This is a genomic window from Sphingomonas panaciterrae (assembly GCF_036890205.1).
Classification (GTDB): domain Bacteria; phylum Pseudomonadota; class Alphaproteobacteria; order Sphingomonadales; family Sphingomonadaceae; genus Sphingomonas; species Sphingomonas panaciterrae.
The window spans coordinates 1-24,280 of record NZ_JAKNQR010000016.1; the positions used below are offsets into that span (position 1 = coordinate 1).

Sequence of the window (24,280 nt, forward strand, 5' to 3'; positions counted from 1 at the left end):
ACTGTCATAGTCGATGGACCACTCAGAAGGGGGCAGCTCACGTTTCGCCGCTGCGTTTGGCGGCGGGATCAGGACAGCGAAGCGGCAGCGGCCTTCGAATCACGTGCCACCACCCCCTCTAAGCACATCATTTCGCAAGCATATCGTGCGGCGCACGAATTGGTTTCGCGGGCTCCACCTTGGGCGATCAACCCGCCCCGCGTGCTTGCGCCTCGAGGTTGAAGCGCTCCGCCAGCAGGGCCGTCAGCACCGTTTGAAGCAGATGCAGCCCCAGCCGCTCGGATGCCGTGGCGGCGCCGGCCTCCCGCGCGCCCTGTGTGATGCCGAGCAGCGGGGCGATCCCGGCGATGTTCACCGCGTACAGCCCGGCACCGTACACTGCGCCAAGCAGCACGGGCGAGGTATCGGGCAGCGCCCGGCGCAACTGTGCATAGCCAAGCGCGAACGCTGCCGACGCACCAAGGTGATTGCCGAACTCGACCAGGCTGGTGCCGGCCTCGCCGATGACCGCGCGCGATCCGGTGGTCCGATCGATCCAGTCCACCGCATCACGGTCCAGCGTCTTGTGCAGCAGCCCGGACTTGCGCCCGGCGATCATCACGCCGGTGGTGACCACACCCGCGATCAGCCCGCCCAGCAGCGCCGATTTGTTCGATACCATGCCGCCTCTCCCGATGGCCGTTCCCAAAGCGCGGATGACGCCTGGCCGGTTCCGATCCGCCCGGCCACGGAACGGCTCCGGCGAACGGCTGTTACCCTTGCATCCACCGATCACAACGCAAGGGGACGGCTTATGGCGCAGACCGTCAGCGACTATTTCTGGGACCGGCTTCACCAATGGGGTGTCCGGCGCATCTTCGGCTATCCGGGGGACGGCATCAACGGCCTGCTCGGCGCCTTGCAGAAGATCCCGGACAAGTTCGAATTCGTGCAGGTCCGGCATGAGGAAATGGCCGCCTTCATGGCCTCCGCCCATGCCAAGTTTACCGGCGAGCTTGGCGTGTGCCTCGCCACCTCCGGGCCGGGTGCGTCGCACCTGCTGACCGGGCTGTACGATGCGCGGCTCGATCACATGCCGGTGCTGGCGATCGTCGGCCAGCAGGCGCGCACGGCGGTGGGCGCGCATTACCAGCAGGAGCTGGACCTCGTCTCGATGTTCAAGGACGTGGCGGGCGCCTTCACCGGCTATGCTACCGTGCCCGCACAGGTCCGCCACCTCACCGATCGCGCGGTGCGCATCGCATTGGGCGAGCGGCGGGTGACGGCGCTCGTCTTCCCGAACGATCTCCAGGAAGAAACGATGGAGGAACCGCCGCGCAAGCATGGCGCGGTCTTCTCCGGCGTGGGCTGGACGCCGCCGCGCGTCCTCCCCCAGCCCGCCGACCTGCAACGCGCCGCCGAGGTGCTGAACGCCGGCAAGAAGGTCGCCATCCTCGTCGGCGCCGGCGCGCGCGAGGCGACCGATGGCGTGATCGCCATCGCCGATCGCCTGCAGGCCGGCAGCGCCAAGGCACTGCTCGGCAAGCAGGTGCTGCCCGATGACCTGCCATGGGTGACGGGTTCGATCGGCCTGCTCGGCACGCGCCCGTCCTATGAGCTGATGATGGAGTGCGACACGCTCCTGATGCTCGGCTCGGGCTTCCCGTACTCGGAGTTCCTGCCCAAGGAAGGCCAGGCGCGCGGCGTGCAGGTCGATCTCGATCCCGGCATGCTCTCGATCCGCTATCCGATGGAGGTGAATCTCACCGGCGACGTCGGCGCCACGATCGAAGCGCTGCTGCCGCTGCTCACGCAAAAGACCGATACCAATTGGCGCGAAACAATCGCCGGCTGGAACGAGGACTGGCAGCAGACGCTAACCGATCGCGCCCATGCCAAGGCGGACAAGGTCAATCCGCAGCGCGTGTTCACCGAACTGAGCCCGCGGCTGCCCGAGGGCGTCATTCTCACCAGCGACAGCGGCTCGTGCGCCAATTGGTATGCGCGCGACCTGAAGATGCGGCGCGGCATGATGGCGTCGCTGTCGGGCGGCCTCGCCTCGATGGGGGCGGCGGTGCCTTATGCCATCGCCGCCAAGTTCGCGCATCCCACCCGTCCGGTGATCGCCATGGTCGGCGACGGCGCGATGCAGATGAACAACATGGCCGAGCTCATCACCATCCAGAAATACTGGCAAAAATGGGCCGATCCGCGGCTGATCGTGATGGTGCTCAACAATGAGGATCTGAACCAGGTCACCTGGGAACAACGAGTGATGGAGGGCAATCCCAAGTTCGAGGCGACGCAGCAGGTGCCCGACGTTCCCTATCACAAATTCGCCGAGCTGATTGGGCTGGAGGGCATCTTCTGCGACGATCCGGATCAGGTCGGCGCCGCCTGGGATCGCGCGCTCGCCGCCCGTCGCCCGGTGGTGCTGGAGATGAAGACCGATCCCAACGTGCCGCCGCTGCCGCCGCACATCACGCTCGATCAGGCAAAGGCGTTCACGTCGCTGATGGCGAAGGGCGATCCGGAACAGGGATCCATGCTGAAAAATACCGCTCGCCAGGTGCTCGCCGGCATCCTGCCGGGCGACTGATCTTGAACGGCGGGACGGAGATACGGCTGCTGTCGGCCGGCGCCGGGCTGTTACAGGCTGTGGTGCTGCTCGACAGCGGCGTGGAGCATTATCGCGGGTCATTCCACAATCCGTCGATGTGGCTGTCGCTGCTCGCCGCCACGTCCGGGATCGGCGTTGACGGCGCGCGGCTGCTGACCGGGCCCGCTCAACGGCTCCCGGTCGCCCGCGGCACTGCGCAGGCGGGCGCGGCCACGGTGGGTCTCGTCGGCCTCGGCTTTCATCTCTTCAACATCGACAAGCGGCCCGGCGGGTTCAGCTTCGGCAATCTGTTCCATGCCGCCCCGCTTGGCGCGCCGGCGGCGCTGGTGCTGGCCGGTGCGATCAGCGCCGCCGCGGATCGGACGCAGGTGGGCGTGATCGCGGACGGTCGCGCGCTTGCCGGCCTGTGCGCGGCCGGCATCGCCGGCACCGTCGCCGAGGCCGGGCTGCTCCACTTCCGCGGCGCTTTCCAGAACCCCGCCATGTGGCTGCCGATTGCGCTGCCGCCGCTCGCCGCCGCGCTGCTGGCGCGCGATGCGGCCAGCGGCTCGCCACGCCGCGCCACCGCCGCCATGCTCGGCGTGACGGCGGCGGTCGGCGTCGCCGGTGTCGCCTTTCACGCGCACGGCATCGCGCGGCGCATGGGCGGGTGGCGCAACTGGCGGCAAAATCTGCTCGCCGGTCCCCCGCTGCCCGCGCCCCCCGCCTTTACCGGCCTGGCGATCGCCGGACTGGGCGCGCTCATGATGATGCGGCGAACGCGTGGCTGATCCTTTTCCCGCCTATGACGTGCTCGCCAAGCGCGACAGCGAAAGCTGGGACGCGATCACCCGCCGCGTGATCGAGGAGCGGCTCGCGCTGACCGAGCGCACCGACGTGCTGACCGATCGCCAGCAGCTGACGCTGCGCGCGGTGGTGGACCGGATCGCGCCGCAGCCGGCCGGCCGCGCGCCGGTCAACGCGGCGGCGATCCTGCTCGACAAGATCGGCAGCGATTCCGGCGACGGCTATCGCCATGCCGGGCTGCCGCCGCTTCGCGAGGCCTGGGCGTGCGGGCTCGACGCGATCGACGCCATGGCGCAAGCGGCGCATGGCCGCGCCTTCGACACGCTGGACGGCGCGGCGCAGGACGCGCTGCTGCGGTCGGTCGGAGCCGGCGAATGCGCAGGCGACGCCTGGGGCGACCTGCCGCCCGACCTCTTCTTCCGCTGGCGCCTCGTTCCCGACGTGGTCGCCGCTTACTGGTCGCATCCGTCGGCATGGAGCGCGATGGGCTTCGGCGGCCCGGCGAGCCCGCGCGGCTACGTCCGCCTCGACGCCGACCGACACGATCCATGGGAAGCCCAGGAGGAACCGCGCGATGCACCTTGAGCCGCGCGCCACCGGTGGCCGCGCGCCCGACGTCTTCACCCATGCCGGCTGGGTGCCGATGCGCGAGCATCGCGAGAACGAGCCGGTCGATTTCGTGATCGTTGGCACCGGCGCGGGCGGCGGCACGCTCGCCTGCCGGCTGGCGGAAGCGGGCTTCTCCGTCGTTGCCATGGATGCCGGTGCCTATTGGCGCCCGCTCGCCGATTTCGCCTCGGACGAGCGCCACCAGTCCAAGCTCTACTGGAACGACGATCGGATCGTCGACGGCGCCAATCCGCTGAAGCTCGGCGCGAATAATTCGGGCAAGTCGGTCGGCGGATCGACCGTTCACTATGCGATGGTGGCGCTGCGCTTCCGCCCCGAATGGTTCAGGAGCCGCACCTTGCTCGGCTATGGTGCCGACTGGCCGATCGACTGGCGTGAGATGTGGGCCTATTATGCCGAGGTCGAGCGCGCACTCGCCATCGCCGGCCCGGTCACGTACCCCTGGGGGCCCAAGCGGCCGCGCTACCCCTATCGCGCGCATGCGCTCAACGCCCCCGCCGCGCTGCTCGCCCGCGGGGCGGAGGCGCTCGGCATCGGCTGGAGCGAAACGCCGATCGCCACCGTCTCCGCCCCGCGCGGCAAGGCGCATCCGTGCGTCTATCGCGGCATGTGCACGATCGGGTGCAGCACCAACGCCAAGCAATCGGTGCTCAACACCTGGCTCCCGCGCGCGCTGGCCGCCGGCGCCGAGATCCGCGATCTCGCCATGGTCGGCCGGATCGAAACGGACGCGCAGGGCCGCGCCACCGGCGTCCACTATCATCGCGACGGCGCATGGCGCTTCCAGAAGGCGCGCAACGTGGTGGTCGCCGGCTATGCGGTGGAAACGCCGCGCCTGCTCCTCAACTCGGCCAACGACCGCTTTCCCGATGGGCTCGCCAATTCCTCCGGGCTGGTCGGCAGGAACCTGATGGTACAGCTCAACCAGGCCGTCTGGGGGCAGGTGGAGGAGGAGGTGCGCTCCTATAAGGCGCCGCCCAGCCTCGCGCTGACCGAGCATTGGAACTACGAGGATCGCGGCAAGGATTACCACGGCGGCTGGTGTTACATGAGCCAGGGCCCGCTCCCGATCGGCTGGGCGCAGACCTTGTCGGGCGGGCGCGGGCTGTGGGGCCAGGCGCTGGTCGACGAGATGAACCGCGCCAACCACTCGGTCGGGCTGAAGATGGTCGGCGAAGTACTGCCCTATGAGCATAATCGCGTGACGCTCGCCGACGAGACGGACCGATACGGCCTGCGCATTCCGCGCGTCACTTTCTCCTATGGCGAGAACGAGCAGGCGATGATCCGCCATGCGCTCGGCTTCATGGATCAGGCGCTCGACGCGATCGGCGCGCGCGAGCGGTGGTGGGAGGAGGACGATACCTGCCACCTCAACGGCACCGCGCGCATGGGCGACGATCCTGCGACCAGCGTGGTCGATGCCGATTGCCGCAGCTGGGACGTGCCCAACCTGTGGATTTGCGACGGATCGGTGTTCCCGACGGTTGGCGGCGCGAACCCATCGCTCACCATCCAGGCGATCGCCTGCCGCACCGCCGACCGGATCAGCAGCATGGCAAAGCGCGGCGAGCTATAAGGACGATCCGTCGCGACGCGCGGCGATGCGCACCGCGGCCGTGCGCCCGCCTGCCCCCTCCAGCGCCCGTGCAACGGCATCGCGTCGCTCGGGCGCGACGAGAAACAGCAGATAGCCGCCGCCGCCTGCACCGCACGGCTTGGCCCCGAGCGCGTCGGCACCCTCGCCGGCGCTGAACAAGCGGTCCATCCGCTCGGTCACCGCCCCGCCGCCAAGCCCCCGCGCCAGCTCGCGGTTGCGCGTCAGCAGCGCGCCGAGCGCCTCCCATTCCCCGGCCGCCAGCGCATCGCGCGCCGGCACCACGGTATCGCGGATCGCCCGCAGCCCCTCTCGGATCGCGCGATCACCGTCGCGAAACCGCTCCCACACCGTCGCATGCTGCGCGCCGGAATCGGGGGACTTGCCCGAATGGCAAAGCAGCAGCCGCGCCTCCAGCGCCGCCACCTGCTCGTCACCCGGCACCACCGGCTCCACCTCGGCCGCCGCATCCGCCCCGCCGAAGCGCAGCAGGTTGATGCCGCCCAGCGCCGCCGCATAATGATCCTGCTTGCCGCTCTTCTCGCCAAGCAACTGCTCCAGCCGCCAGGCAAGCTCGGCCCGCTCGGCCGGCGTCCGCTGCCGCTTCGTCAGGCCGTCGATCAGCTCGACATAGGCCAGGTTGCTCGCCGACGAGGTGCCCAGGTGTGAATCCGGCTCGACGTCCAGCCGGCACGACAGGCGAAAGCCGCTGTCGTCCCATGCCGCCTCGCCCTCCACCGCGCGATCGATCGCGGCGTTGAGCACCGCCCCGCCTTCGTCTCCGGAAAAGTCCGGCACGTCAGTCCAGCCCCCGGCGAAGTCGATTCGGCTCGGCACGTGAACGCGAACCGGCATCAGGCACCCAGCGCCTGCATCAGCGACAGCCCGCCGTCGATCACGATCGTCGCGCCGGTGATGTAGCTGGAGGCCGGATCGGCCAGGAACACCGCGACGCGCGCCACTTCCTCCGGCTGGCCCGCGCGCCCGGCGGGAATGTGGCGCTCCGCCTCGCGGCGCTTGTCCGCATCCTCCGCCACTTCCGCGTTCATCGGCGTTAGGATCATGCCCGGCGCGATCGCGTTCACCGTGATCCCCTCGCCCGCCACCTCGATCGCGAGCGTACGCGTCAGATTGCGCTGCGCCCCCTTGGCCGCACCATAGTCCGCGCCGCCTGCGCGCATCGCCCGGTCGTGGATCGAGGTGATGTTGACGATCGCCGCCGGCAGGCCCTTTCCGCGCCGGTCGCGCACGAAGCGGCGACAGGCAAGGAAGCTGCCGGTGACATCGGTCGCCAGCACGCGCTGCCATTGCTCAATGGACATGCCGGCGACGGCCGTATCGCTCATGTTCAAGCCGGCAGAATTGACGAGAATGTCCGGCGTGCCGAGCCTTTTGGCGATCGCATCGAACGCCCGCTCGACCTCGTCCTCCTCGCCCACGTCCGCCTGGACGATCGCGCTGCGCCGCCCGCGGCTCTCCACCGCACGGCACGTCTCCGCCGCATCATCCTTAGCGCTGTGATAAAGAATGCCGACATCCGCGCCGGCCTCGGCCAGCGCCTGGGCGCAAGCCGCGCCGATCCCGGAATCGCCGCCGGTCACCAGCGCGATGCGCCCGGACAGATCTGTGAACATGGCAAGCCTTTCACTGCGTCAATCGTTTGCGCGACGAACACTTGAACCCGCCCGATCGTTCACCGGGCATGACCGCCCCGAACCGCCGTCATTCGCCCGCCATTGCAGGCGGCACGCCGCGTCGCCGTTATTATGCGGGGCGGAACCTGGATCGGGTCCAGTCGATCGCGGACCTTCGCGCCCGCACCCACCGGCTGATGCCCAACTTCGTACTCGAATATCTGGAAGGGGGGGCGGAGGACGAGGCGACTCTCGCGCGCGAGCGCGCCGCTTTTGCCGACTGGCGCTTCGTCCCGCGCCAGCTGGTCGACGTTTCGCAGCGTAGCCTCGCCGCACCGATCCTGGGCAAGCCTGCGCCGCTGCCGCTCGCCATCGCCCCCACCGGGCTCAACGGCCTGTTCTGCCGTGGCGCCGATCGCCTGCTGGCGGAGGGCGCGGCCAGCGCCGGCGTGCCCTTCACGCAAAGCACCATGTCCAACCAGCGGATGGAGGAGGTCGCAACCGTTCCCGGCCTGCGCCACTGGTGGCAGCTTTACGTCTTCGGTGGCGACGAGATCTGGCAGGAACTGCTGCGGCGTGCCGAGGCGTGCGGCGTCGAGGCGCTGGTCATCACCACCAACAGTCAGGTGTTCGGCCGTCGCGACTGGGATGCCCGCACCCGCGCCACCAGGTCGCGCCCCAGTCTGGCGACGGTGGCCGACGCCGCCCGCCATCCACGCTGGGCGGCGACCACGCTCGATCGCGGCATGCCGAGCTTCGCCAATGTGATGGACCTTATCCCTAAGGATCGACGCGGCTTTTTCGACAGCGCCTTCTGGATCCGCGAACAGATGCCCAAGTCGCTCTCATGGGATACGGTGGCGAAGATCCGGCAGCGCTGGAAACGGCCGTTCCTGCTCAAGGGGCTGATGCACCCCGATGACATCCGTCGCGCGCTGGACAGCGGCGTCGACGGCGTGATCCTCGGCACGCACGGCGGCCGGCAGGCGGACTGGTCGATCGCGCCGCTCGACATCCTGTCGCAGGCCCGCGCCATCGTCGGCGACCGGATCGCCCTGATGATGGCAGGCGGCATCCGTCGCGGCACCGATCTGCTCAAGGCACTCGCACTCGGTGCCGATGCGGTGCTCGCCGGACGCGCTCCGCTCTATGGCCTGTGCGCGCACGGCGCCGCCGGCGTGGCCAAGGCGATCGACCTGCTGCGCCAGGAAGCGATCGACGACATGGCGCAGATCGGCGCAGCCATTCGCGACGATCTTGCCCCGCTGCTCGTCCCGAGCGCCGCGCTCGGCCAGCCACTCGCGTTGAATGGGCAATGACGATGCAGACGACATTGATCTTTCACGCCGGCGCCGGCGAAGGCGAGCATAGCGAAGCGGAACTGGTCGCCGCCCTCGCCGCCGCCGGTATGACGGCTGACCCATGCCCCGTCGATGCCGACGCGATCCGCGACGCGTTCGCGAGCAACCTTTACGATCGCGTGGTGGTCGCCGGCGGCGACGGCACGGTCGCGCTGGCGATCACCGCCGCCGCCGAGCTGCTCAACGAGGGCCACGCCGTTCCCCCGCTCGCCATCCTGCCGATCGGCGGGTTGAACAACATCGCGTGCAGCTTCGGCATCGAAGGGAGCATCGAGACGATCGTCGCCGGATGGGCGAAGGGCCAGGCGGCCGAGATCGACGTCGGCATCGCGCGCGGCCCCTGGGGGCGTCGCTGCTTCGTGGAGGCAGCCGGCTTCGGCGCGCTGAGCGAAGGGCTGTCGGGCATCACCATTTCGCCCGAGGGCCAGGCGGAGAAGCAGGCAGTCGGCCGTGCGGCCTTTGCCGAGGCGCTGGCGAAGGCGCAGCCGAGCGACGTGATGGTCACGCTCGACGGCGAACGACGGTCCGGGCCCTTGTTGATGCTGGAAGTGCTCAACATCCCGCGCATCGGCCCCCGCCTCGCCTTTGCCCCGGACGCCGATCCCGCCGACGGCCGGCTCGACGCCTTGCTGGTGCGCCCCGGCGATCGCCAGGCGATGCTGGACTGGCTTCGCGCCGATTGCGCCCAGCCCTGCCCCGTCCCGACGGAGCGCGCCCGGAAGATCCGCGTCGAGGGCGATTTCGCCTGCTGCCGCCTCGACGATCCCAAGCGCGAACGCCCGACCGACGACGCCGCGATCACCCTGTCCACCATGTCCCGACGAGTGGCGCTCATTCTGCCCGTTCCACAGCCCGACACCGGAGATTGTGCATGACCGACCAACCCGACGACACGCTTCTCGCCGAAATCGAGCAGGTCGCGTTCGAGCTGGCGACGCTCGGCGGTGCCGAATGCCGCGCCACGCTCGGCGGCATGCTCAGCCTGGCCTACAAGGGCGACGACCCCGCACGGCTCACCGATCCGGTCTCGGAGGTCGATCACCGGGTGGAGACGATGATCCGTGCCCGCCTCGACGAGCGCTTCCCCGATCACGACATTATCGGAGAGGAAGTCGCGGAACATACCGGCCGCGGCAGCGACTGGATCTGGTCAATCGATCCGATCGACGGCACCACCAATTTCGTCAACGGCTTCCCGCTGTTCGCCTCGTCGATCGGCGTCCTGTATCGCGGGCGCCCGGTGGTGGGCGCAGTCTGGTGCAGCACCGGGCATCGGCTCGACGCCGGGGTCTATCACGCGCGCCGGGGCGGTGCGCTTCACTTCGACGGCGCACCGGCGGGCTCGGTGCCGAACCCCGCCGTGCGACGCCGGCTCGCCGGGCTGCCGGAAGCGGTGCCGAAAGGATCCTCGCCCTGGGAGAGCCGCAAGACCGGCTCCGCCGCGATCGAATGCGTCTTCGTCGCGCTCGGCATCCTTGAGGTCGCGCGCTTTGCCTTGCCGAACATCTGGGACGTCGCGGGCGGCCTGGCGCTGGCAGAGGCGGCGGGCAGGCAGGCGGTGATGCGCGCTGACGATGGCTGGCGCGCGTTCGACGCATTCGAAACCGACAGCGGCGACCTGCGCGAGTGGCGGCACGGGCTGATCCTCGGCGATTCGCAGGCGGTGGCGATCATGGTGCAGGATTTGGCCTGAGCGACGGGAGCGCTGGTGATGGGTGAGCTCGGCTCGGTTCTGCTGCTGGCGCTGCTGCCCGGCCTGGGCAACCTGATCGGCGGGCTGCTCGCCTTATGGTCGCGCCCGACCAGACGCTTCGTCGGCGTGGCGCTGCACGCAGCGGCGGGAATCGCCATCGCCGTCATCAGTCTCGAACTCATGCCGCGCGCGATCGAGGACGGCGAGACGCCTGCGCTGATCGCTGCCGTGCTCGGCGGCGCGCTGGCCAGTGTCCTCATCGCCGAATGGGTCGGGCGCTGGCGCGGCGGCTCGGCCGGCGCGATGATGGTGGTGGTCGCCACCGCAGTCGATCTCGCCACGGACGGGTTGATGACGGGCGCCGGCTCCAGCGTCGCCTCGAGCCTCGGGTTGCTGCTCGCGGCCAGCCAGGTGGTGGGCAATGTCCCGAACGGCTTCGCGGCGCTCGCCAACCTGGGCGACAAGGCGGCGCGTAGCCAGAAGATCGCGATCCTGCTCGGCTTGCCGCTCATCGCGGTGGTGGCGGCGGGGCTCGGGTTCGTCGCGTTGCGCGCTGCGGCCCCGAGCCTTCAGGCCGCGGCCTTGGCCTTCATGACCGGCGTGCTCCTGCTCTCAACGGTCGAGGATACGGTCGCTCAGGGTGACGAACCCGAGCCGCGGCGCCGCTATTCGAGCCTCGCCTTCGCCGGCGGCTTCGCGCTGATGATGGCGATGAGCGAACTGGTCGAAGCCTGAGCCGCGCAGCCGCCCCTTGCGCTACGCACTGGGCATCACCCGCGCCATGGCGGCGATCCCGACGCAGAAGATGACGAGCGCGGCCAGCGCGTCATAGCCCATGCGCAGCACCGCCCGGTCGCGGCGTTCCAGCAGCCCGACGACGAACGCGCCCGTCATCAGCAGTGCGGTGAGCGCACCGATCACCTCGAACGGGCCGGCCGCGGCAAGCACCGGCTCGCCCGTGCTGAGCAGATCCGCCACCGCCAGCAGCGACAGGTTGAACAGGTTCGTCCCGAAGATGTCGCCCACCGCCAGTTGGTAGCGCTTGGCGCGCACCGCCTCCGTCACCGAACTGACCTCGGGCAGCGAGGTGGCAAAGGCGACCAGCAGAAATCCCACCAGCCCGCTGGACAGGCCGACCTGCGTGGCGATCCCGTCGGCGCTCAGCGACAGCACCGCGCCCGCGGCAAGGATCAGCGCGCCGAGCGCGGCCGTGCCGGCAATCAGCCGCAGCGATGAACGGCTCCTGTCGTCGTCATCCGCAGGCTTTTCGTCCGGCGCATTCACGGGCCGCCACGCGTCGCGCCGCTCGTAGCGGGAGGACAGGCGCATTGCGAACAGGCTGGCGGCGACCACGAAGATGGTGCCCGCGCCCATGCCGCCGATCGGCAGGTCGCCGGCCAGCACCACCACCGCGACCACGCCCAGCAGCATCATGCCGAGCACGCCCTGCATGAGCGTGGCCGGCTTCGCCACCACCCCGGTCAGCGCGCCGCGCCCGAACACGATATCCGCCAGCACCAGCAGCAGCACGTTCACCGCCGCGCTGCCGAGCAGATTGTTGACCGCCAGGGTCGCATTGCCCGTCACCGACGAGGTCGAGACGGCCGCGAGCTCTGGAAGCGAGGTGATCCCACCCAGCAGCACCATGCCCGCGAACGCCTGGCCGAGGTCGAAGCGCCGCGCCACCTGATCCACGGCATGCGTCAGCCGCGTACCGGCGAACCACACCAGCGCCGCCGCGACGGCGAACAGCCCGCACAGCGCGGCGATCGGTAGTTGCGCCACTTGCTCGGTCATCGGCTTGCACCATGGCGGCTGCGCGCAATGGTATCGGGCGCGATCACTTCTTCTTCACCGCGCCCGGCGCCCCTCTCCTCTCGTCGGATGTCGCCGGCCCTGCTGTTCCTTGGCGTCGGCATCAGTCACTTTGCGGCTGGAAGGTCAGCACGATCTTGCCGCGGACATGGCCCTTCTCCAGCCGCTCATAAGCGGCGCGCGCCTCATCGACCGGGAAGGTCTCCGCGACCGCCACCTTCACCGTACCGGCGTCGATCAGCGCCGCGATCTCGCCGAGCTGCTTGGGATTGGCCTGGGCCAGCCAGCGTTCGGGCACGCGTATGTTGCGATCCTTGCCTTTATCCGGGTTGGCGACGTCCAAGGTCGAGACGAGCGTGCCGCCCTCGCGCAGCACGGCAAAGGAGCGATCCTGAGTCTCGCCGCCCACCAGATCGAACACCAGGTCGATATCGGTCGCGACATGCTCAAATTGCTCGTCCTTGTAATCGATCGCGGTGTCGGCACCGATCGAGCGGACATAATCCAGGTCGTCGGCGCCTGCCGTCGTGAAGACCGTTGCGCCCTTCGCCTTGGCGAACTGGATGGCGAGATGGCCCACCCCACCGGCGCCGCCGTGGATCAGCACGCGCTGGCCCGCCTCCAGTCTGCCGTGGTCGAACAGTCCCTGCCATGCCGTCATCCCGGCCAGCGGCACGGCGGCGGCGTGGGCAAGGTCGATCGAGGTCGGCGCGGCGACTAGCTCCATCGCCTTCACGACGACATAGTCGCTCTGCCCGCCGCGATCGAAATCGATGAAGGCGAACACCGGATCGCCCTTGCGCAGCATGTAATGCGCGCGCGTGCCGACCGCCTCGATGGTGCCGGCCAGATCGCGGCCCAGCACCACCGGCAGCTTGTCCTCGCTCACCGGCGGGAACTCGCCCGTCCTCGTTTTGTAGTCGACCGGGTTGATGCTTGCTGCGGCCACCCGCACCAGCACCTCGTCGTCCTGCGCCTGGGGGATCGGAACGGGTTCGACCCGCAACACCTCCGGCCCGCCGAATGCGTGCAATCGTACCGATGTGCTTTCGTTCATCACAATCTCCTGAACGTGCCGCCAGCGCCATGACGCGGGCCGATCATCACTCCCCGAAGGGATAGGTCTCGGGCATGCCGCGGTGGTGCTCGGGGCCGAGCGGGGTCACCGCCTGAGTGGTGTCGAACCAGACATAGGCGTCGAGCTGCTCGGGCAGGATCGCCTCGCTGTAATGGCTCCAGCGTTCGGTGTCGGGACGGTAGATCACGCCGATGAAGCGCTCGAGCCGCGGCTCGGCCAGCGCACGCCGCAGCGCCTCGTGGCGGTCGGGCGCCAGATCGAGCAGGAATTGTTTGATCCCGCTGTCATGGCACAGCCGCTCATAGCTGTCGCGCCGTGACGGATTGACGCGCTTCACCTCCATATCGCCGTCCCAGTCGGTCGCGGCGGCGACGGTGCCGGTGTGCGTGCCGAACCCGATCAGCGCGACCTCATCGCCCCATTCCTCGCGGCAGAGCTGGCCGATGTTCAGTTCGTTACGCGTCTGCCCCATGTCGGTGGCGCGCGCGTCGCCGATATGGCTGTTGTGCGCCCACACGATCGCCTTGGCGCCCTCACCCTTCGCATCCAGCAGGTTGCGCAAGGTCTCGAACATGTGCGTGTCGCGCAGGTTCCAGCTCTCCGCGCCGCCATAGTACATGATCCGGTAGTAGCGCTCGGCCGAGGCGATCAGCCGCGCGTTCTGCGCCGCGTCGAGGAAATCGTCCCCGTCCTCCGCCGCATAATCGAGCTGCTTGCGCAGCAGCGCCTGGCATTGCTCGATCACCGCTTCTTCGCACTGGGCATAGCCGCGGCTCAGCGCCGCCCGCCCATAAGTCGCCGGGTTCTTCTGCCACGGCGTCAGGCAGCCGTACCGTTCGCGCGCGACGGCGCCGGCCTCCGGATCGATCCGGTCGAGATATTCGAGCACCGCGCCGATCGAGCCCGACATGTTGTACATGTCGAGCCCGTAGAAGCCGGCACGCCGCTCCATCGGAAGATCGGCATTATGGTCGTGCATCCAGCGGATCAGCGCCTGCACGTCGGTGTTGCGCCACATCCAGGTCGGGAAGCGCTGGAACGGCGTCTCGGCGCCGGGCCGCGCCGCGCGGTGGCGCACGAAGCGATCCACGGTGGCGGCGTCGGGCCAATCGGCCTCGACCGCGACGATGGTGAAGCCGTGATGCTCGATCAGGTGACGGGTGATCGCCGCGCGCGCACGGTAGAATTCGCTGGTACCGTGGCTCGCCTCGCCGAGCAGTACGACGCGCCGGTCCGCAAAGCGCTCGAACAATCGCCCAAAGGCCGGATCTTCGATGTCGGGCAGCGGCTCGGCGGCCTCGGCGATCATGTCCGGCACCGTCTGCTTGCGGGCGGCGCCGGGCTTGTGATTGCTTGCCGAGCGGGCGCCGTCCTCCGGCCAGCCATGCGCCCCGATCAGCGGCACGAACGCGACCGCACCCAGGTTCTGCTCCTCGAAACGGTCGCCTGACACGCGGGTCACCTTGCACAGCTTCTGCGCGCCGGCCTCGCCCACCGGCACGATCAGATGCCCGCCGACCGCTAGTTGCTGCTTGAGCGCATGGGGCACATCCGGCCCGCCCGCCGATACTAGGATGGCGTCGAACGGCGCCTCGGCCGCGAGCCCGCTGGTCCCGTCGCCGACGCTGATCCGGACATTGTCATAGCCGAGCGCGGCGACACGCGCCCCCGCCGTCTTGCCGAGCTGTTCGTGCCGCTCGATCGCGAAGACCTCGCCCGCGATCTGCCCGAGCACCGCAGCGGCGTAGCCCGACCCCGCGCCGACCTCCAGCACGCGATCGCCCGGCTGGACCTCCGCCGCCTCGATCATGGCGGCGACGATGAAAGGCTGCGAGATCGTCTGCTCGGACTCGATCGGCAGCGGCGAATCCTCATACGCGAACTCGGTGAGCGCCTCGGGCACGAAGCGTTCGCGCGGCACGGTGCGCATCGCCGCCAGCACCGCCTCGTCGCGAACCCCGCGACGCGCGATCTGCACGTCTACCATCTGGGCGCGCGCGGCGTGGTGATCCGGCATCGCTCAATCCTTGCTCTTGTGCTCCGGCTTTCCCTTGCGCTTGGTGTGCGCCACCTCTTCGAGCTGCTTCTCGCTCATGGATTCCTCCATGCTCTTGGAGGGGCCCTTCAGCTTCGACTTGGGCGTGTCGCCGCGCTTGGCGCTGAGCGCCGCACCGGCGGCCTTCTGCTGGGCGGCGGACTTGGCGGGCATGTTGCTTCTCCTGTCAGAGCCAAGAGAACGCGCCGGGCCGGCCAAGGTGCCCGGCCCTTGCCAAAGATCACTTGCAAGATCAGCCGCCGAACGCGGCCGCCACCTCGGCGAGCATGGTCGCTTCCGCTCCTTCGTAGCGCGGGGAGAAGTGGAATGGCTCCACCCGCCGTGCGCCGCTTGCCCGGCCGATCTCGCCTGCGGCGGTGGTGGTCAGGTGGGCGCGTGCGGCGGCCCGTTCGGTATCGGCGGCCGCAAAGCTCGCCTCGATGAACAAGAGGTCCGCCGTGCGGCAAAGCGCCACGATGGCGCGGCGGTTCGCAGTCGTATCCGCAACGTCGGTCACATAGCCGATCTTCTGCCCCCGCTCGACGCTGACCAGCGAGCGCAGGTCGTCGAGCGCAGCCGCGCCGCCACCGGGCAGCGCGATGCGGGCGTCGCCCGGCAAGCCGTCCCGTATGGCCGCCTTGAGCGGTTTCAGCCAGGCGCCGACCGTCAGTCCCGCCTCTTCGACGCGATTGCGCCAGACGTTGACGTGACAATGCTCCTCCAGCGCGAAGCCGAGACACGGCCCGTGATGCTGAAGGATCGCCGCGCGCAGCCGCCACTGCGCGGTTTCGAGCACCACGTCATCGTCGATGGCCGCCTGCCCGATCGGCTCGGCGGCGAAACCGGTCGGGAAGCGAAAGCACGTTTGCGCGACCCAACCCGGGGCAACGAGTTCGTGCACCACGAACAGCAGGTGGGTGTCGTAACGATCCACCAGATCCCAGGTATAGCCCGCCAGCTTGTGCCCGATGCAGGCGGCCAGCCCCTGCGGCCCGACCAGATCGATCCGCGCATCCCGGCCGACGTTGATGCGCAGAAGCGCGTCGAACCCGATCAGATGGTCCATGTGCATGTGCGAAACGCCGACGGCACGCACCCGCAGCAGGTCGCGCGCGCTCAGCGCCGACAGGTCGCCCATGTCGAACAGCACCGCGCCGCGCTCATGCGCGATCTCGACGAACAGCGCCGGATCGCCGAAGCGGCCGTTCACCAGCGACGGCCGCAGCGAAGGCGTCATCTACTTGTTGGTGCGCCCGAGATCGCCGTCACGCGCCTCGCCGTTTGCGCCGGCATCGTTCTCCACATCGCCTTCCTGCGTGTTGTCCGCTTCGAGCAGATCGGGGTCCTCGCCCGTCCGCTGCAGCCCCGGCGACTGGCCGATGCCGGGATCGTCGTCCAGATCGCTGGTGAACGGGCCCTCGCCGCTCGACTTGCCGTGCTTGGTCGTGCTCATCCTTGCTCTCCTTGTGGCAACAAGAATGAGCGCCGCGGCGAGCTGTTCCGCTCCAATGTCTGCCTGAACTCACGTGGCGCCCACTCGTTCTGCCGGCATGAGCATCCCGCGCCTCTAGGCGATCGACAGCACGCGTGCCTTCTTTCGCGAAGGCTATGATTTCATCGGCAATCGCTGCGCGACGCTCGGCAGCGATGCGTTCGAAACACGGCTGATGCTGCGTCCTGTCATCTGCATGATGGGAGAAGATGCGGCACGTCGACCGCGACGATCGTGAAGCCATGATGGGCGATGAGATGGCGGGTGATCGCGGCCCGGGCCTGATAGAACTCGCTGGTGCCGTGGCTCGCTTCGCCCAGCAGCACCACCCGTCGGTCCGCGAAGCGATCGAACAGGGCGCCGAAAGCCGGATCATCAAACGCCGGCAGATCCTCGCCCGCTTCCGCGATTATCTCGGGCAGGGTTTGGTTGCGCGAGGCGCCGGGCACGTGGTTGCTGGCGGCGCGCCTGCCATCTTCCTTCCAGCCCTGCTCCCCGATCAACGGCACGAACATCACCGCACCAAGGTTTTCCTCCTCAAACCGGCTTTCGCCGATCCGTGTAACCTTGCAGAGCCTCTGATAGCCGGGATCTCCCACGGGAATGACGAGATGCCCGCCGATCGCGAGCTGGTCCTTGAGGGCGTCCGGCACGCCGGGTCCGCCGGCGGCCACGAGGATTGCGTCGAAAGGCGCCTCTTCCGCGAGGCCGCGCGTGCCATCGCCAACGCGAATGTCCACATTGTCATAACCCAGGGCGGCGATGCGTTCGCCTGCGAGCTTTCCAAGGGCTGCATGGCGCTCGATCGCGAACACCTCGCCGGCGAGCTGGCCCAGAACGGCAGCCGCATAGCCCGAACCCGCGCCCACCTCGAGCACTCGGTCCTCCGGCTCGATCTCGGCCGCCTCGATCATGGCGGCGACGATGTAGGGCTGCGAAATCGTCTGCTCTTCCTCGATCGGCAGCGCGCTATCCTCATAGGCGAACTCTTCCAGGCCCTCTCGCACGAAGCGTTCGCGCGGCACGTCGCGCATCGCCTGAAGCACCCGCTTGTCGCGAATGCCGCGCCGCGCAAGATGGGTATCGACCATGCGATTGCGGAGCTTTGTATAATCAGGCACGGGCGCCTCCCGTTCGGATTTGGGGTGGACCGACCTGCGCCGGATCGCGGACCGGCACGCCAAGCTCGGCGAGCCTGACGATCGAACTCTCGGCATCATGGTGGTGGACGAAAACGCCGCCAGCCTCTTCCCACAAATGCGCGTGCTTGAGCTGATCGTCGACGAGGATGTCGCCGGATCGGCAATGGTTGCGTTTGTCGACCGCCATAACCGTCAGGATGCGGGTGTCCGGAAAATGCTGCGCAGCCCAACGTACCTTCTGCGGCGCCGCCCATTTGCCACGCGGCAGACCCGTCAAAATGACGGGGGAGAGATGGCGTACCGCCTCGAATAGCCGCATCGCGTCAGGCATCAGCGGGAGCGTGCCGTAGAAGTCGGGATGCCGGGCCAGCTCACGCCAAAAGGCGCCGATCCCACGGCGCTTCTCGAAGATGCGGGCCGGCATCCCGAGCAGATCGGTCGCGGCCCGGTCGAAATCGGCGAGGACACCGTCGCAGTCGAGATAGAGCTGCATCGCCTAGAACCGCGCGGGCCGAATTCGGATCGGCACCGGATCATTGAGTGGACGCCAGCCCCGCTTGGCGATGACGTCGTTGCTTTCGACAGGCTTGCGGCCGCGCTTGCGGTCGAGCGACCAGGTGATGTGATAGGTGCTGCCATCGGGACGATCGGTCGAGCCGTCGATCGCGACCACCATCGCCTGCAGGCCCTCGCCATCGTTGATGCCGCCCACGATCTCGGCAGTCTTGGAATCAGGCAGCGGATCGGCCTGCGCGGCATGGGCGTCGAGCGTGATATGATCGGCGATCACATCCGGCCATTCGGGCGGAAAGCGCTGGAGAAGATCTTCGCGCTCTTGCCGATCGAGCATCCATCCTGTGACGGGCATGGTTCCTTCCTGTCATCATAGGCGCCGAAATCAAAATGGCGTCACCCGTTCCCTTGGCGACGGCGAGTCTCCCAACCCTTCTTGGCAGCGGCTGAGCGCTTTTCCGCGCTCTGACTGGAGCCGCCCTTGCGCGAGCTTTCGTGATTTTCTTTTTTTCCGCGCCCTGATCCGGACTTCTTGCCGCCGCCGGATTCCTTGTTCACCGTGGCCCAGGCGCGGCTTTCGGCTTCCTTTTTGGACACGCCGCGCTTCTCATAACCCTCCTCGATATGCTCGGCCTTGCGCTTTTGTTTGTCTGTGTAGCTCGACTTGTCACCGCGGGGCATGATTGTCTTCTTGGCAGTCCCAACTTTAACTCATAAATTACCCGATAGTGTCATCGCGTCATGCCATCGTAATCTCGGCGCAGCTTGTCGAGATCGCCTCTGCTATCCTTATTTAAGTTATAGTGTTCGAGGCGGTTGCAGGCATTGGATGCGCCTGCCCGTGCTTTCACAGTGAGTCCCGCATGACCGACGACCGCTTCATGTTAAACTCCGGCGATGATCTTCGTTTCTATGAGGAGCGTGCGCGACAAGAGAAGGCAGCGGCTGAAGCCGCGACGAGCGCGGAAGCTGCCTCGGCGCATCGCCTCCTTGCGATCGAATATGAAGCGCACGCTCGTGAATTGCGGGATCGACAAGCCGAGCAGACCAACTCCACATCCGATCGCGGCGCGCCGGTCAGCCAGGGCATGACGTTCGCGCAGCGGATCTAGCCAGCCCCTAAACCGCCGCAGGTGTGCCACGTGGCACACCCCACGCCGCCACGGGGCGGCGCATCGAGCAGGGCGAGGAGATCGCCCAGTGCACGACGCCGGTAGGCGTTCAGCCAACGCCGGCGCCGATGCTCGGCCGCGTCATGGATCATGTGGCATCGCTGGCAGAGCGCCGCGAGGTTGCGCGGTGCGTTGTCGGTCGGATCATGGTTTAGGTGGGCGCACGCGATATAGACCCGCGTAACACGGACGATCGCTATGACGCTGGAGGCGGGTGCGCGGACCCGGCGTCCGCGCCCATCGCGCCATTGTCGGCGATCGGCGTCCCACCAGCGGCCATCGCCCAAGTGGAAGACGCGCTTCCCATGGGGGCGTCGGCAATGCTCACAGCGGCCATTCGCGCGTCCGAACCGGATCAGCCTCGACAGCTCGGGCCAGTCGATCGGATAGAGCCAGCGATGTTCGGCCATGATCGGCATGGTGATTCTATGAGTCAGCCGGGACGAGAACGAAAGCAGAAAATCGCCACGGACCGGTCTTTGCGGGCCGTTAATCTCCTCCCACCGTGAGGGATGCGGTCCGACGCTTCAGGATCAGCCGTTCCCCCAATTTGGCTATCGCAATCGGAGCCTTTCCCAGCAAGCTGGCCGCTGACTCTTGCCTGCCAGCCACTGTGCTACAAAATTTATTCATTTTATCCTAAACCCCTAGAATGACGATCGAAAGCCCTACACAGCGTGAAATTGCGGAGCATGATTGGTCGGACACATCGCTCGGACCTGCCGAGACGTGGCCGCCTGCGTTGCGCTCGACGCTGGCTCTCATGCTCGCCTGCCCCAGGCCCATGTTCCTGGCGTGGGGGCCTGATCTGCTATGCTTCTATAACGACGCCTATCGCCCGATCCTCGGCTATCGGGTCGAAACGGCGCTGGGACGTCCGTTCCGGGAAGTCTGGAGCAACATTTGGGAGGAGATTGAGCCGCTGGTGACAGCGACGCTCGCCGGCGAGAGTCGCACCATGACTGACATGCCGCTCGATCTCAGGCGTCAGGGCGTCCCGGAGGAGAGTTGGTGGACCTTCACCTATTCCCCGGTACTCGACAATGATGGCAAGATTGCCGGCTTGCTCTGCATCACCGGCGAAACCACGGCGCGGGTCGTGGCCGAGCGGGAGCGCGCTGCCTCCGATGAGCGCCTGCAAACGGCGCTTTCCGCCGGTAACAGCATCGGCGTGTGGGACTGGGACATTCTGGCTGATCGCGTGACGGCCGACACCCGCTTCGCGACACTCTACGGCATTGATCCCGAACGGGCGGCCAAAGGTGCTCCGATCGCCGAATTCTTCGCAGGCATTCATTCCGATGACCTTGCACGCGTGCAAGGCGAGATCGCCGCGGCCCTCGAACAGAGCGGCACCTTCACATCCGAGTACCGCCTGTTGGACGGAAGCGGAAACGTTCGATGGGTCTCGGCGCAGGGCCGGTGCATCTGCGATGAGAACGGACGCTGCATACGCTTCCCTGGTGTCAGTTATGACATTACGGATCGGATGACTGCGGACCTGGCGCTCCGTGCTGCCAAGGCTGAGCGCGATTTCGTGGTGGAGCTGACCGCCCGGCAGCGCGTAACCGCCGATCCCGAAACGATCATCCGCATCTCGGCGGAAGCGCTCGGCCGGAGATTGGGTGTTCACCGGGCCGGCTTTTATCGTCTGCTCGGGGCCACCCAGATGCGCCACGGCGGAAACTGGACGGACGGCACGCTCGTGCCGCTCAACGGAGTTCAGCCGGTCAGCGGCTTTGGCCAACGTGCAGAACGTCAGCGCCGCCTCGGTAAGACGCTGGTCTTCAGCGACAGCCGCTATGACGACGGTGGTGACCTTCTCCCCTATGCGGAAACCGGTGTATTGGCCGGATTGTGCGTGCCGCTGATGAACGACGGGCAGTGGCAGGCTGGCATCTATCTCCACCATGCCGAGGTGCGCCATTGGACCTCGGCCGAGATTTCACTGGTGAAGGAAGTGGCCGGGATGACCTGGCTGGCAGTCGAGCGCGCCGAGGCCCTGTTGCGGCTCAGCCAGCGTGTGGATCAGCAAAGCGTCGCGCTGGCTGAAGCCAGCACCGAAATCAGGGTCGAGACCGATCGGCGCGCTGCGGCCGAGAGCCAGCTTCGTCAGCTCCAGAAAATGGAGTCGCTTGGCAAACTCACGGGCGGGATCGCGCACGACTTCAACAACATGCTTGCGATCGTCATAGGCGGGCTCAACCTTGCGCAGCGCCGTCTCGCGCGTGGCGAGAGCGACGTGAACAAGTACCTTGATGGCGCCATGGAAGGCGCGACCCGCGCTGCGACGCTGACCCAACGCTTGCTCGCCTTCTCCCGCCAGCAGCCGCTGTCACCCGAAGCCATAGACGCCAACAAACTGGTGTCTGGCTTGGCCGAGTTGCTGACACGCTCGCTGGGCGAGCTGGTGCAGCTTGAAACGATCCTCGGGGTGGGCCTGTGGAAGGCGAAGGCTGACCCGACTGAGCTGGAGAATGTCATCGTCAACCTGGCAGTGAATGCACGAGACGCCATGCCAGAAGGTGGCAAGCTCACCCTCGAAACGTGCAATGTCCATGTGGACGACGATTACGCTCGCGAGGCGGAGATCGCCTCAGGCCAGTACGTGCAGATCGCGGTGACGGATACCGGCACCGGCATGTCACCGGAGGTGCTGGCCAATGCCTTCGATCCGTTCTTCACCACCAAGGAAGTCGGCAAGGGCACGGGCCTGGGGCTTAGTCAGGTATTCGGCTTCGCCCGGCAGTCGGGCGGGCACGTCCGGGTGTATTCCGAGGTGGGGCACGGTACGACCTTCAAGCTCTACCTGCCGCGCTTCTGGGGTGAAGAAGTGCCTGTGGCGCGACGCGTGTCGACGCCTATCAGGCAGGGTAAGGCGACCGAGATCATAATGGTGGTCGAGGATGAGGAGCGGGTCCGCAACAACTCGGTCGAGACGCTGCGCGAGCTTGGATACACCGTCATCCATGCCGGCAATGGGCCTGAGGCGCTGGCGATGATTGAGGCCGGACAGGACGTGACGCTGCTGTTTACCGATATTGTCATGCCCGGCATGACGGGGCGCCAGCTTGCCGATCGGGCTGTGGAACTGCTTCCCCGCCTCAAGGTCGTCTTCACGACAGGCTACACTCGCAACGCCGTGGTCCACAACGGCGTGCTCGATCCGGGCACGAACTTCCTCCCCAAGCCCTTCGGGATCGACCAGCTCGCGGCCAAGATCGCGGAGGTTCTCGACGCCTGACATTCCTGATAGCGGCAAAAATTGGCGAGCCGTTCGAGTGTGCCTATGGCATCAGGCGGTGCCTGAATCGATCCAAGCGTGGACTTTCGAGGCGAGCAGTTGGTTCATCTGCGCTGCTGCCGGCGCTCAGCAAGGTGTTTGTAGCGCTGCTGAATCTCGATTTCCCATTGATCGCGTCGCTCCTGGCGCTCTGTAAGATCGCGGCACCATGCGGCGGCGAGCGCTTTCATCACGCGTAAGCCGCACCGAGCTTGCTCGCGGAGCGTAAGGACGCGCGCTGCCAATTGCTCATGCTCAGCGCTGCCAAGGCCAGCAAGGGCTTCCTCCACCAGAGCTAGCGTGCTCGCGTGAAAGCGAGCACGGGCCTCGTAAACCGCTAAAGACCGCTCATCAGGAGGATCATTTGTCATTCCGCTCTCCTGAGCTTACGATAATTGGTCGAGTGCCGGTGCGAACCCGATTATATGCAAGGTGCCGTTCTCGCCCTGGATGGTTCTCAAACCACCTGCGATTCGTCTCCTTCGCGCGCTCCACAGCTGGATGTGGCATGTGCTTTCCGACGCTCCCGGCCAATCAGACGCTCGCCTACAGCTAAGCCGCCGAGGCATGAAGATAGCCGGAATCGAACCCTGCCGCCTCTCCAAGCCGTTCTGTATCGAGGATTGTCAGCCTACGGTTGCGCAGCGCGACTAATCCTTCGGTGCGCAGTCGTTGCAGCGTTCGGTTGACGTGGACAGACGTGAGGCCGAGTGCATCCGCAAGCTGCTCTTGGGTCAAAGGCAAGCTGAACTCGCCATCCTGAACCTGGCCGACGCGCTTGATACGAGCGTGTAATTCGCAAAGCAGGTGTGCGATCCGGGCATGGGCATCGCGGCGCCCGAGATTGACGATCCAGGTGCGCAGCACTGCCTCATCAACGAGGCCGGCCCACCAAAATGCTTGCGCAAGGCTCGGCCGCTCTCGCGTCACTTCGATCAGCGAGGCACGCGTGACGGAAGCAACCGTAACCTGGGTTAGGGCAATGACGCTGTGGTCCGCCTGCTTGAGGACCGCGGCACCCATGTCACAGATATCGCCCGGAAGAAGGAAAGCAGTGATTTGGCGCCCGCCATCCGGCAATGTTTTATAGCGGGCCGCCCAGCCATCGAGCATGATGTAGATATGCTCCGGCTTTTCCCCTTCTCTCACAATGTCCTTGTGGTCGCCGATCATTCGCGTGCCGGTGCAGATAATCTCGATCGCGCGGTGATCGTCGGCAGAGAGGCTTGCGACGGCTCCAAGTTTGGCGAGCAGCGGGTTTGTCATGGCATCCCTCTCTTCCGAGATGGTATTTGATCCATGTTACCGAGGCAAACCGCAAGAGGGTTCGGGAAGGCAAGCCCCGACGACAAACTCGCTTGGATTGAGCAGTGCATCGTTGAGGGTGAACTTCGGATAACGCGCCTGATTGAGCTGCCCCCTTCTGAGTGGTCCATCGACTATGACAGTC

At 67.1% G+C, this 24,280-nt stretch carries 26 protein-coding genes; 10 read left to right on the top strand and 16 right to left on the bottom strand.

The window, feature by feature from the left end; genetic code table 11:
* Nucleotides 1-187: 187 nt before the first annotated feature.
* A complete protein-coding gene (locus tag L8F96_RS17570) occupies nucleotides 188-661 on the bottom strand; it encodes a hypothetical protein (protein ID WP_334656857.1) in 474 nt (157 codons plus the stop codon).
* A gap of 132 nt (nucleotides 662-793) precedes the next feature.
* On the opposite strand from L8F96_RS17570, the gene L8F96_RS17575 reads away from it, so the two are divergent.
* Genes L8F96_RS17575 through L8F96_RS17590 form a run of 4 tightly spaced genes read left to right on the top strand, consistent with a single transcriptional unit; the run spans nucleotide 794 to nucleotide 5,594 of the window.
* Nucleotides 794-2,578, top strand: a complete 1,785-nt coding sequence (locus tag L8F96_RS17575; protein WP_334656858.1) for a thiamine pyrophosphate-requiring protein — start codon at nucleotides 794-796, stop codon at nucleotides 2,576-2,578.
* 2 nt (nucleotides 2,579-2,580) lie between these two features.
* On the top strand, nucleotides 2,581-3,369 hold the full coding sequence (locus L8F96_RS17580) for a hypothetical protein (RefSeq protein WP_334656859.1): 789 nt from the start codon (nucleotides 2,581-2,583) through the stop codon (nucleotides 3,367-3,369).
* Nucleotides 3,362-3,970: a gluconate 2-dehydrogenase subunit 3 family protein gene (locus L8F96_RS17585; RefSeq protein WP_334656860.1), complete on the top strand. Its 609-nt coding sequence runs from the start codon at nucleotides 3,362-3,364 to the stop codon at nucleotides 3,968-3,970. Before L8F96_RS17580 ends, L8F96_RS17585 begins: the two co-directional genes overlap by 8 nt.
* Nucleotides 3,960-5,594, top strand: a complete 1,635-nt coding sequence (locus L8F96_RS17590) for a GMC family oxidoreductase (protein ID WP_334656861.1) — start codon at nucleotides 3,960-3,962, stop codon at nucleotides 5,592-5,594. The genes L8F96_RS17585 and L8F96_RS17590 overlap by 11 nt, the downstream gene beginning before the upstream one ends.
* On the opposite strand, the gene L8F96_RS17595 is transcribed toward L8F96_RS17590, so the two are convergent.
* The gene (locus tag L8F96_RS17595) at nucleotides 5,589-6,467 is read right to left on the bottom strand and encodes a GHMP family kinase ATP-binding protein (RefSeq protein ID WP_334656862.1); all 879 of its coding nucleotides are present in this window, start codon (nucleotides 6,465-6,467) and stop codon (nucleotides 5,589-5,591) included. The genes L8F96_RS17590 and L8F96_RS17595 overlap by 6 nt on opposite strands.
* Nucleotides 6,467-7,246, bottom strand: coding sequence for an SDR family NAD(P)-dependent oxidoreductase (locus tag L8F96_RS17600; protein WP_334656863.1), 780 nt, complete (start codon nucleotides 7,244-7,246; stop codon nucleotides 6,467-6,469). The genes L8F96_RS17595 and L8F96_RS17600 overlap by 1 nt, the downstream gene beginning before the upstream one ends.
* Before the next feature lie 68 nt (nucleotides 7,247-7,314).
* Between L8F96_RS17600 and L8F96_RS17605 the strand changes: the two genes are divergently transcribed.
* Genes L8F96_RS17605 through L8F96_RS17620 form a run of 4 tightly spaced genes read left to right on the top strand, consistent with a single transcriptional unit; the run spans nucleotide 7,315 to nucleotide 11,035 of the window.
* Nucleotides 7,315-8,565, top strand: a complete 1,251-nt coding sequence (locus tag L8F96_RS17605) for an alpha-hydroxy acid oxidase (RefSeq protein ID WP_334656864.1) — start codon at nucleotides 7,315-7,317, stop codon at nucleotides 8,563-8,565.
* Between the two features lie 2 nt (nucleotides 8,566-8,567).
* The gene (locus L8F96_RS17610) at nucleotides 8,568-9,482 is read left to right on the top strand and encodes a diacylglycerol/lipid kinase family protein (protein ID WP_334656865.1); all 915 of its coding nucleotides are present in this window, start codon (nucleotides 8,568-8,570) and stop codon (nucleotides 9,480-9,482) included.
* On the top strand, nucleotides 9,479-10,300 hold the full coding sequence (locus L8F96_RS17615) for an inositol monophosphatase family protein (protein WP_334656866.1): 822 nt from the start codon (nucleotides 9,479-9,481) through the stop codon (nucleotides 10,298-10,300). The genes L8F96_RS17610 and L8F96_RS17615 overlap by 4 nt, the downstream gene beginning before the upstream one ends.
* Nucleotides 10,301-10,318: 18 nt before the next feature.
* Nucleotides 10,319-11,035, top strand: coding sequence for a ZIP family metal transporter (locus L8F96_RS17620; protein WP_334656867.1), 717 nt, complete (start codon nucleotides 10,319-10,321; stop codon nucleotides 11,033-11,035).
* A 21-nt stretch (nucleotides 11,036-11,056) separates the two neighbouring features.
* Here the strand turns inward: L8F96_RS17620 and L8F96_RS17625 are convergent, their stop codons facing one another.
* The 10 genes from L8F96_RS17625 to L8F96_RS17670 all read right to left on the bottom strand — a co-directional run bounded on the left by L8F96_RS17625 (nucleotide 11,057) and on the right by L8F96_RS17670 (nucleotide 19,056).
* A complete protein-coding gene (locus L8F96_RS17625) occupies nucleotides 11,057-12,097 on the bottom strand; it encodes a sodium:calcium antiporter (RefSeq protein ID WP_334656868.1) in 1,041 nt (346 codons plus the stop codon).
* Between the two features lie 121 nt (nucleotides 12,098-12,218).
* Nucleotides 12,219-13,172, bottom strand: a complete 954-nt coding sequence (locus tag L8F96_RS17630) for an NADP-dependent oxidoreductase (protein WP_334656869.1) — start codon at nucleotides 13,170-13,172, stop codon at nucleotides 12,219-12,221.
* A gap of 46 nt (nucleotides 13,173-13,218) precedes the next feature.
* Nucleotides 13,219-15,210 carry a protein-L-isoaspartate(D-aspartate) O-methyltransferase gene (locus L8F96_RS17635; RefSeq protein ID WP_334656870.1) on the bottom strand — a complete coding sequence of 664 codons (1,992 nt, stop codon included), beginning with the start codon at nucleotides 15,208-15,210 and terminating at the stop codon, nucleotides 13,219-13,221.
* Between the two features lie 3 nt (nucleotides 15,211-15,213).
* Entirely contained in the window at nucleotides 15,214-15,402 is a 189-nt protein-coding gene (locus L8F96_RS17640; RefSeq protein ID WP_334656871.1) for a DUF3008 family protein, read from the bottom strand.
* 79 nt (nucleotides 15,403-15,481) lie between these two features.
* Nucleotides 15,482-16,465, bottom strand: a complete 984-nt coding sequence (locus L8F96_RS17645) for an MBL fold metallo-hydrolase (RefSeq protein WP_334656872.1) — start codon at nucleotides 16,463-16,465, stop codon at nucleotides 15,482-15,484.
* Nucleotides 16,466-16,681, bottom strand: coding sequence for a hypothetical protein (locus L8F96_RS17650; protein ID WP_334656873.1), 216 nt, complete (start codon nucleotides 16,679-16,681; stop codon nucleotides 16,466-16,468). It abuts the gene before it with no gap.
* Between the two features lie 227 nt (nucleotides 16,682-16,908).
* Nucleotides 16,909-17,940, bottom strand: coding sequence for a protein-L-isoaspartate(D-aspartate) O-methyltransferase (locus L8F96_RS17655; protein ID WP_334656874.1), 1,032 nt, complete (start codon nucleotides 17,938-17,940; stop codon nucleotides 16,909-16,911).
* Nucleotides 17,834-18,355 carry a hypothetical protein gene (locus tag L8F96_RS17660; protein ID WP_334656875.1) on the bottom strand — a complete coding sequence of 174 codons (522 nt, stop codon included), beginning with the start codon at nucleotides 18,353-18,355 and terminating at the stop codon, nucleotides 17,834-17,836. Before L8F96_RS17660 ends, L8F96_RS17655 begins: the two co-directional genes overlap by 107 nt.
* A gap of 3 nt (nucleotides 18,356-18,358) precedes the next feature.
* Nucleotides 18,359-18,730, bottom strand: coding sequence for a hypothetical protein (locus tag L8F96_RS17665; RefSeq protein WP_334656876.1), 372 nt, complete (start codon nucleotides 18,728-18,730; stop codon nucleotides 18,359-18,361).
* Between the two features lie 41 nt (nucleotides 18,731-18,771).
* Nucleotides 18,772-19,056 (bottom strand): plasmid stabilization protein, encoded by a 285-nt coding sequence (locus L8F96_RS17670; protein WP_334656877.1) that lies wholly within the window; start codon nucleotides 19,054-19,056, stop codon nucleotides 18,772-18,774.
* A 182-nt stretch (nucleotides 19,057-19,238) separates the two neighbouring features.
* Between L8F96_RS17670 and L8F96_RS17675 the strand changes: the two genes are divergently transcribed.
* A complete protein-coding gene (locus L8F96_RS17675) occupies nucleotides 19,239-19,487 on the top strand; it encodes a hypothetical protein (protein WP_334656878.1) in 249 nt (82 codons plus the stop codon).
* On the opposite strand, the gene L8F96_RS17680 is transcribed toward L8F96_RS17675, so the two are convergent.
* On the bottom strand, nucleotides 19,484-19,966 hold the full coding sequence (locus L8F96_RS17680; RefSeq protein WP_334656879.1) for a hypothetical protein: 483 nt from the start codon (nucleotides 19,964-19,966) through the stop codon (nucleotides 19,484-19,486). The two genes, L8F96_RS17675 and L8F96_RS17680, sit on opposite strands and share 4 nt — an antisense overlap.
* Nucleotides 19,967-20,199: 233 nt before the next feature.
* On the opposite strand from L8F96_RS17680, the gene L8F96_RS17685 reads away from it, so the two are divergent.
* A complete protein-coding gene (locus tag L8F96_RS17685; protein WP_334656880.1) occupies nucleotides 20,200-22,791 on the top strand; it encodes an ATP-binding protein in 2,592 nt (863 codons plus the stop codon).
* A gap of 104 nt (nucleotides 22,792-22,895) precedes the next feature.
* Here L8F96_RS17685 and L8F96_RS17690 read toward each other — a convergent pair whose 3' ends face one another.
* A complete protein-coding gene (locus tag L8F96_RS17690) occupies nucleotides 22,896-23,201 on the bottom strand; it encodes a hypothetical protein (RefSeq protein WP_334656881.1) in 306 nt (101 codons plus the stop codon).
* A gap of 181 nt (nucleotides 23,202-23,382) precedes the next feature.
* Nucleotides 23,383-24,096 (bottom strand): Crp/Fnr family transcriptional regulator, encoded by a 714-nt coding sequence (locus L8F96_RS17695; RefSeq protein ID WP_334656882.1) that lies wholly within the window; start codon nucleotides 24,094-24,096, stop codon nucleotides 23,383-23,385.
* Nucleotides 24,097-24,280: the final 184 nt, after the last annotated feature.

Bases quoted from the DNA above. Each gene is read 5' to 3' on its own strand.
- L8F96_RS17575 (WP_334656858.1), top strand. From the start codon at position 794: ATGGCGCAGACCGTCAGCGACTATTTCTGGGACCGGCTTCACCAATGG.
- L8F96_RS17680 (WP_334656879.1), bottom strand. From the start codon at position 19,966: ATGCCGATCATGGCCGAACATCGCTGGCTCTATCCGATCGACTGGCCC.
- L8F96_RS17635 (WP_334656870.1), bottom strand. From the start codon at position 15,210: ATGCCGGATCACCACGCCGCGCGCGCCCAGATGGTAGACGTGCAGATC.
- L8F96_RS17675 (WP_334656878.1), top strand. From the start codon at position 19,239: ATGACCGACGACCGCTTCATGTTAAACTCCGGCGATGATCTTCGTTTC.
- L8F96_RS17600 (WP_334656863.1), bottom strand. From the start codon at position 7,246: ATGTTCACAGATCTGTCCGGGCGCATCGCGCTGGTGACCGGCGGCGAT.
- L8F96_RS17665 (WP_334656876.1), bottom strand. From the start codon at position 18,730: ATGCCCGTCACAGGATGGATGCTCGATCGGCAAGAGCGCGAAGATCTT.
- L8F96_RS17605 (WP_334656864.1), top strand. From the start codon at position 7,315: ATGACCGCCCCGAACCGCCGTCATTCGCCCGCCATTGCAGGCGGCACG.
- L8F96_RS17695 (WP_334656882.1), bottom strand. From the start codon at position 24,096: ATGACAAACCCGCTGCTCGCCAAACTTGGAGCCGTCGCAAGCCTCTCT.
- L8F96_RS17590 (WP_334656861.1), top strand. From the start codon at position 3,960: ATGCACCTTGAGCCGCGCGCCACCGGTGGCCGCGCGCCCGACGTCTTC.
- L8F96_RS17670 (WP_334656877.1), bottom strand. From the start codon at position 19,056: ATGCCCCGCGGTGACAAGTCGAGCTACACAGACAAACAAAAGCGCAAG.
- L8F96_RS17595 (WP_334656862.1), bottom strand. From the start codon at position 6,467: ATGCCGGTTCGCGTTCACGTGCCGAGCCGAATCGACTTCGCCGGGGGC.
- L8F96_RS17630 (WP_334656869.1), bottom strand. From the start codon at position 13,172: ATGAACGAAAGCACATCGGTACGATTGCACGCATTCGGCGGGCCGGAG.
- L8F96_RS17650 (WP_334656873.1), bottom strand. From the start codon at position 16,681: ATGAGCACGACCAAGCACGGCAAGTCGAGCGGCGAGGGCCCGTTCACC.
- L8F96_RS17655 (WP_334656874.1), bottom strand. From the start codon at position 17,940: ATGATGCCGAGAGTTCGATCGTCAGGCTCGCCGAGCTTGGCGTGCCGG.
- L8F96_RS17570 (WP_334656857.1), bottom strand. From the start codon at position 661: ATGGTATCGAACAAATCGGCGCTGCTGGGCGGGCTGATCGCGGGTGTG.
- L8F96_RS17615 (WP_334656866.1), top strand. From the start codon at position 9,479: ATGACCGACCAACCCGACGACACGCTTCTCGCCGAAATCGAGCAGGTC.
- L8F96_RS17610 (WP_334656865.1), top strand. From the start codon at position 8,568: ATGCAGACGACATTGATCTTTCACGCCGGCGCCGGCGAAGGCGAGCAT.
- L8F96_RS17625 (WP_334656868.1), bottom strand. From the start codon at position 12,097: ATGACCGAGCAAGTGGCGCAACTACCGATCGCCGCGCTGTGCGGGCTG.
- L8F96_RS17620 (WP_334656867.1), top strand. From the start codon at position 10,319: ATGGGTGAGCTCGGCTCGGTTCTGCTGCTGGCGCTGCTGCCCGGCCTG.
- L8F96_RS17640 (WP_334656871.1), bottom strand. From the start codon at position 15,402: ATGCCCGCCAAGTCCGCCGCCCAGCAGAAGGCCGCCGGTGCGGCGCTC.
- L8F96_RS17660 (WP_334656875.1), bottom strand. From the start codon at position 18,355: ATGCAGCTCTATCTCGACTGCGACGGTGTCCTCGCCGATTTCGACCGG.
- L8F96_RS17685 (WP_334656880.1), top strand. From the start codon at position 20,200: ATGACGATCGAAAGCCCTACACAGCGTGAAATTGCGGAGCATGATTGG.
- L8F96_RS17690 (WP_334656881.1), bottom strand. From the start codon at position 23,201: ATGACAAATGATCCTCCTGATGAGCGGTCTTTAGCGGTTTACGAGGCC.
- L8F96_RS17645 (WP_334656872.1), bottom strand. From the start codon at position 16,465: ATGACGCCTTCGCTGCGGCCGTCGCTGGTGAACGGCCGCTTCGGCGAT.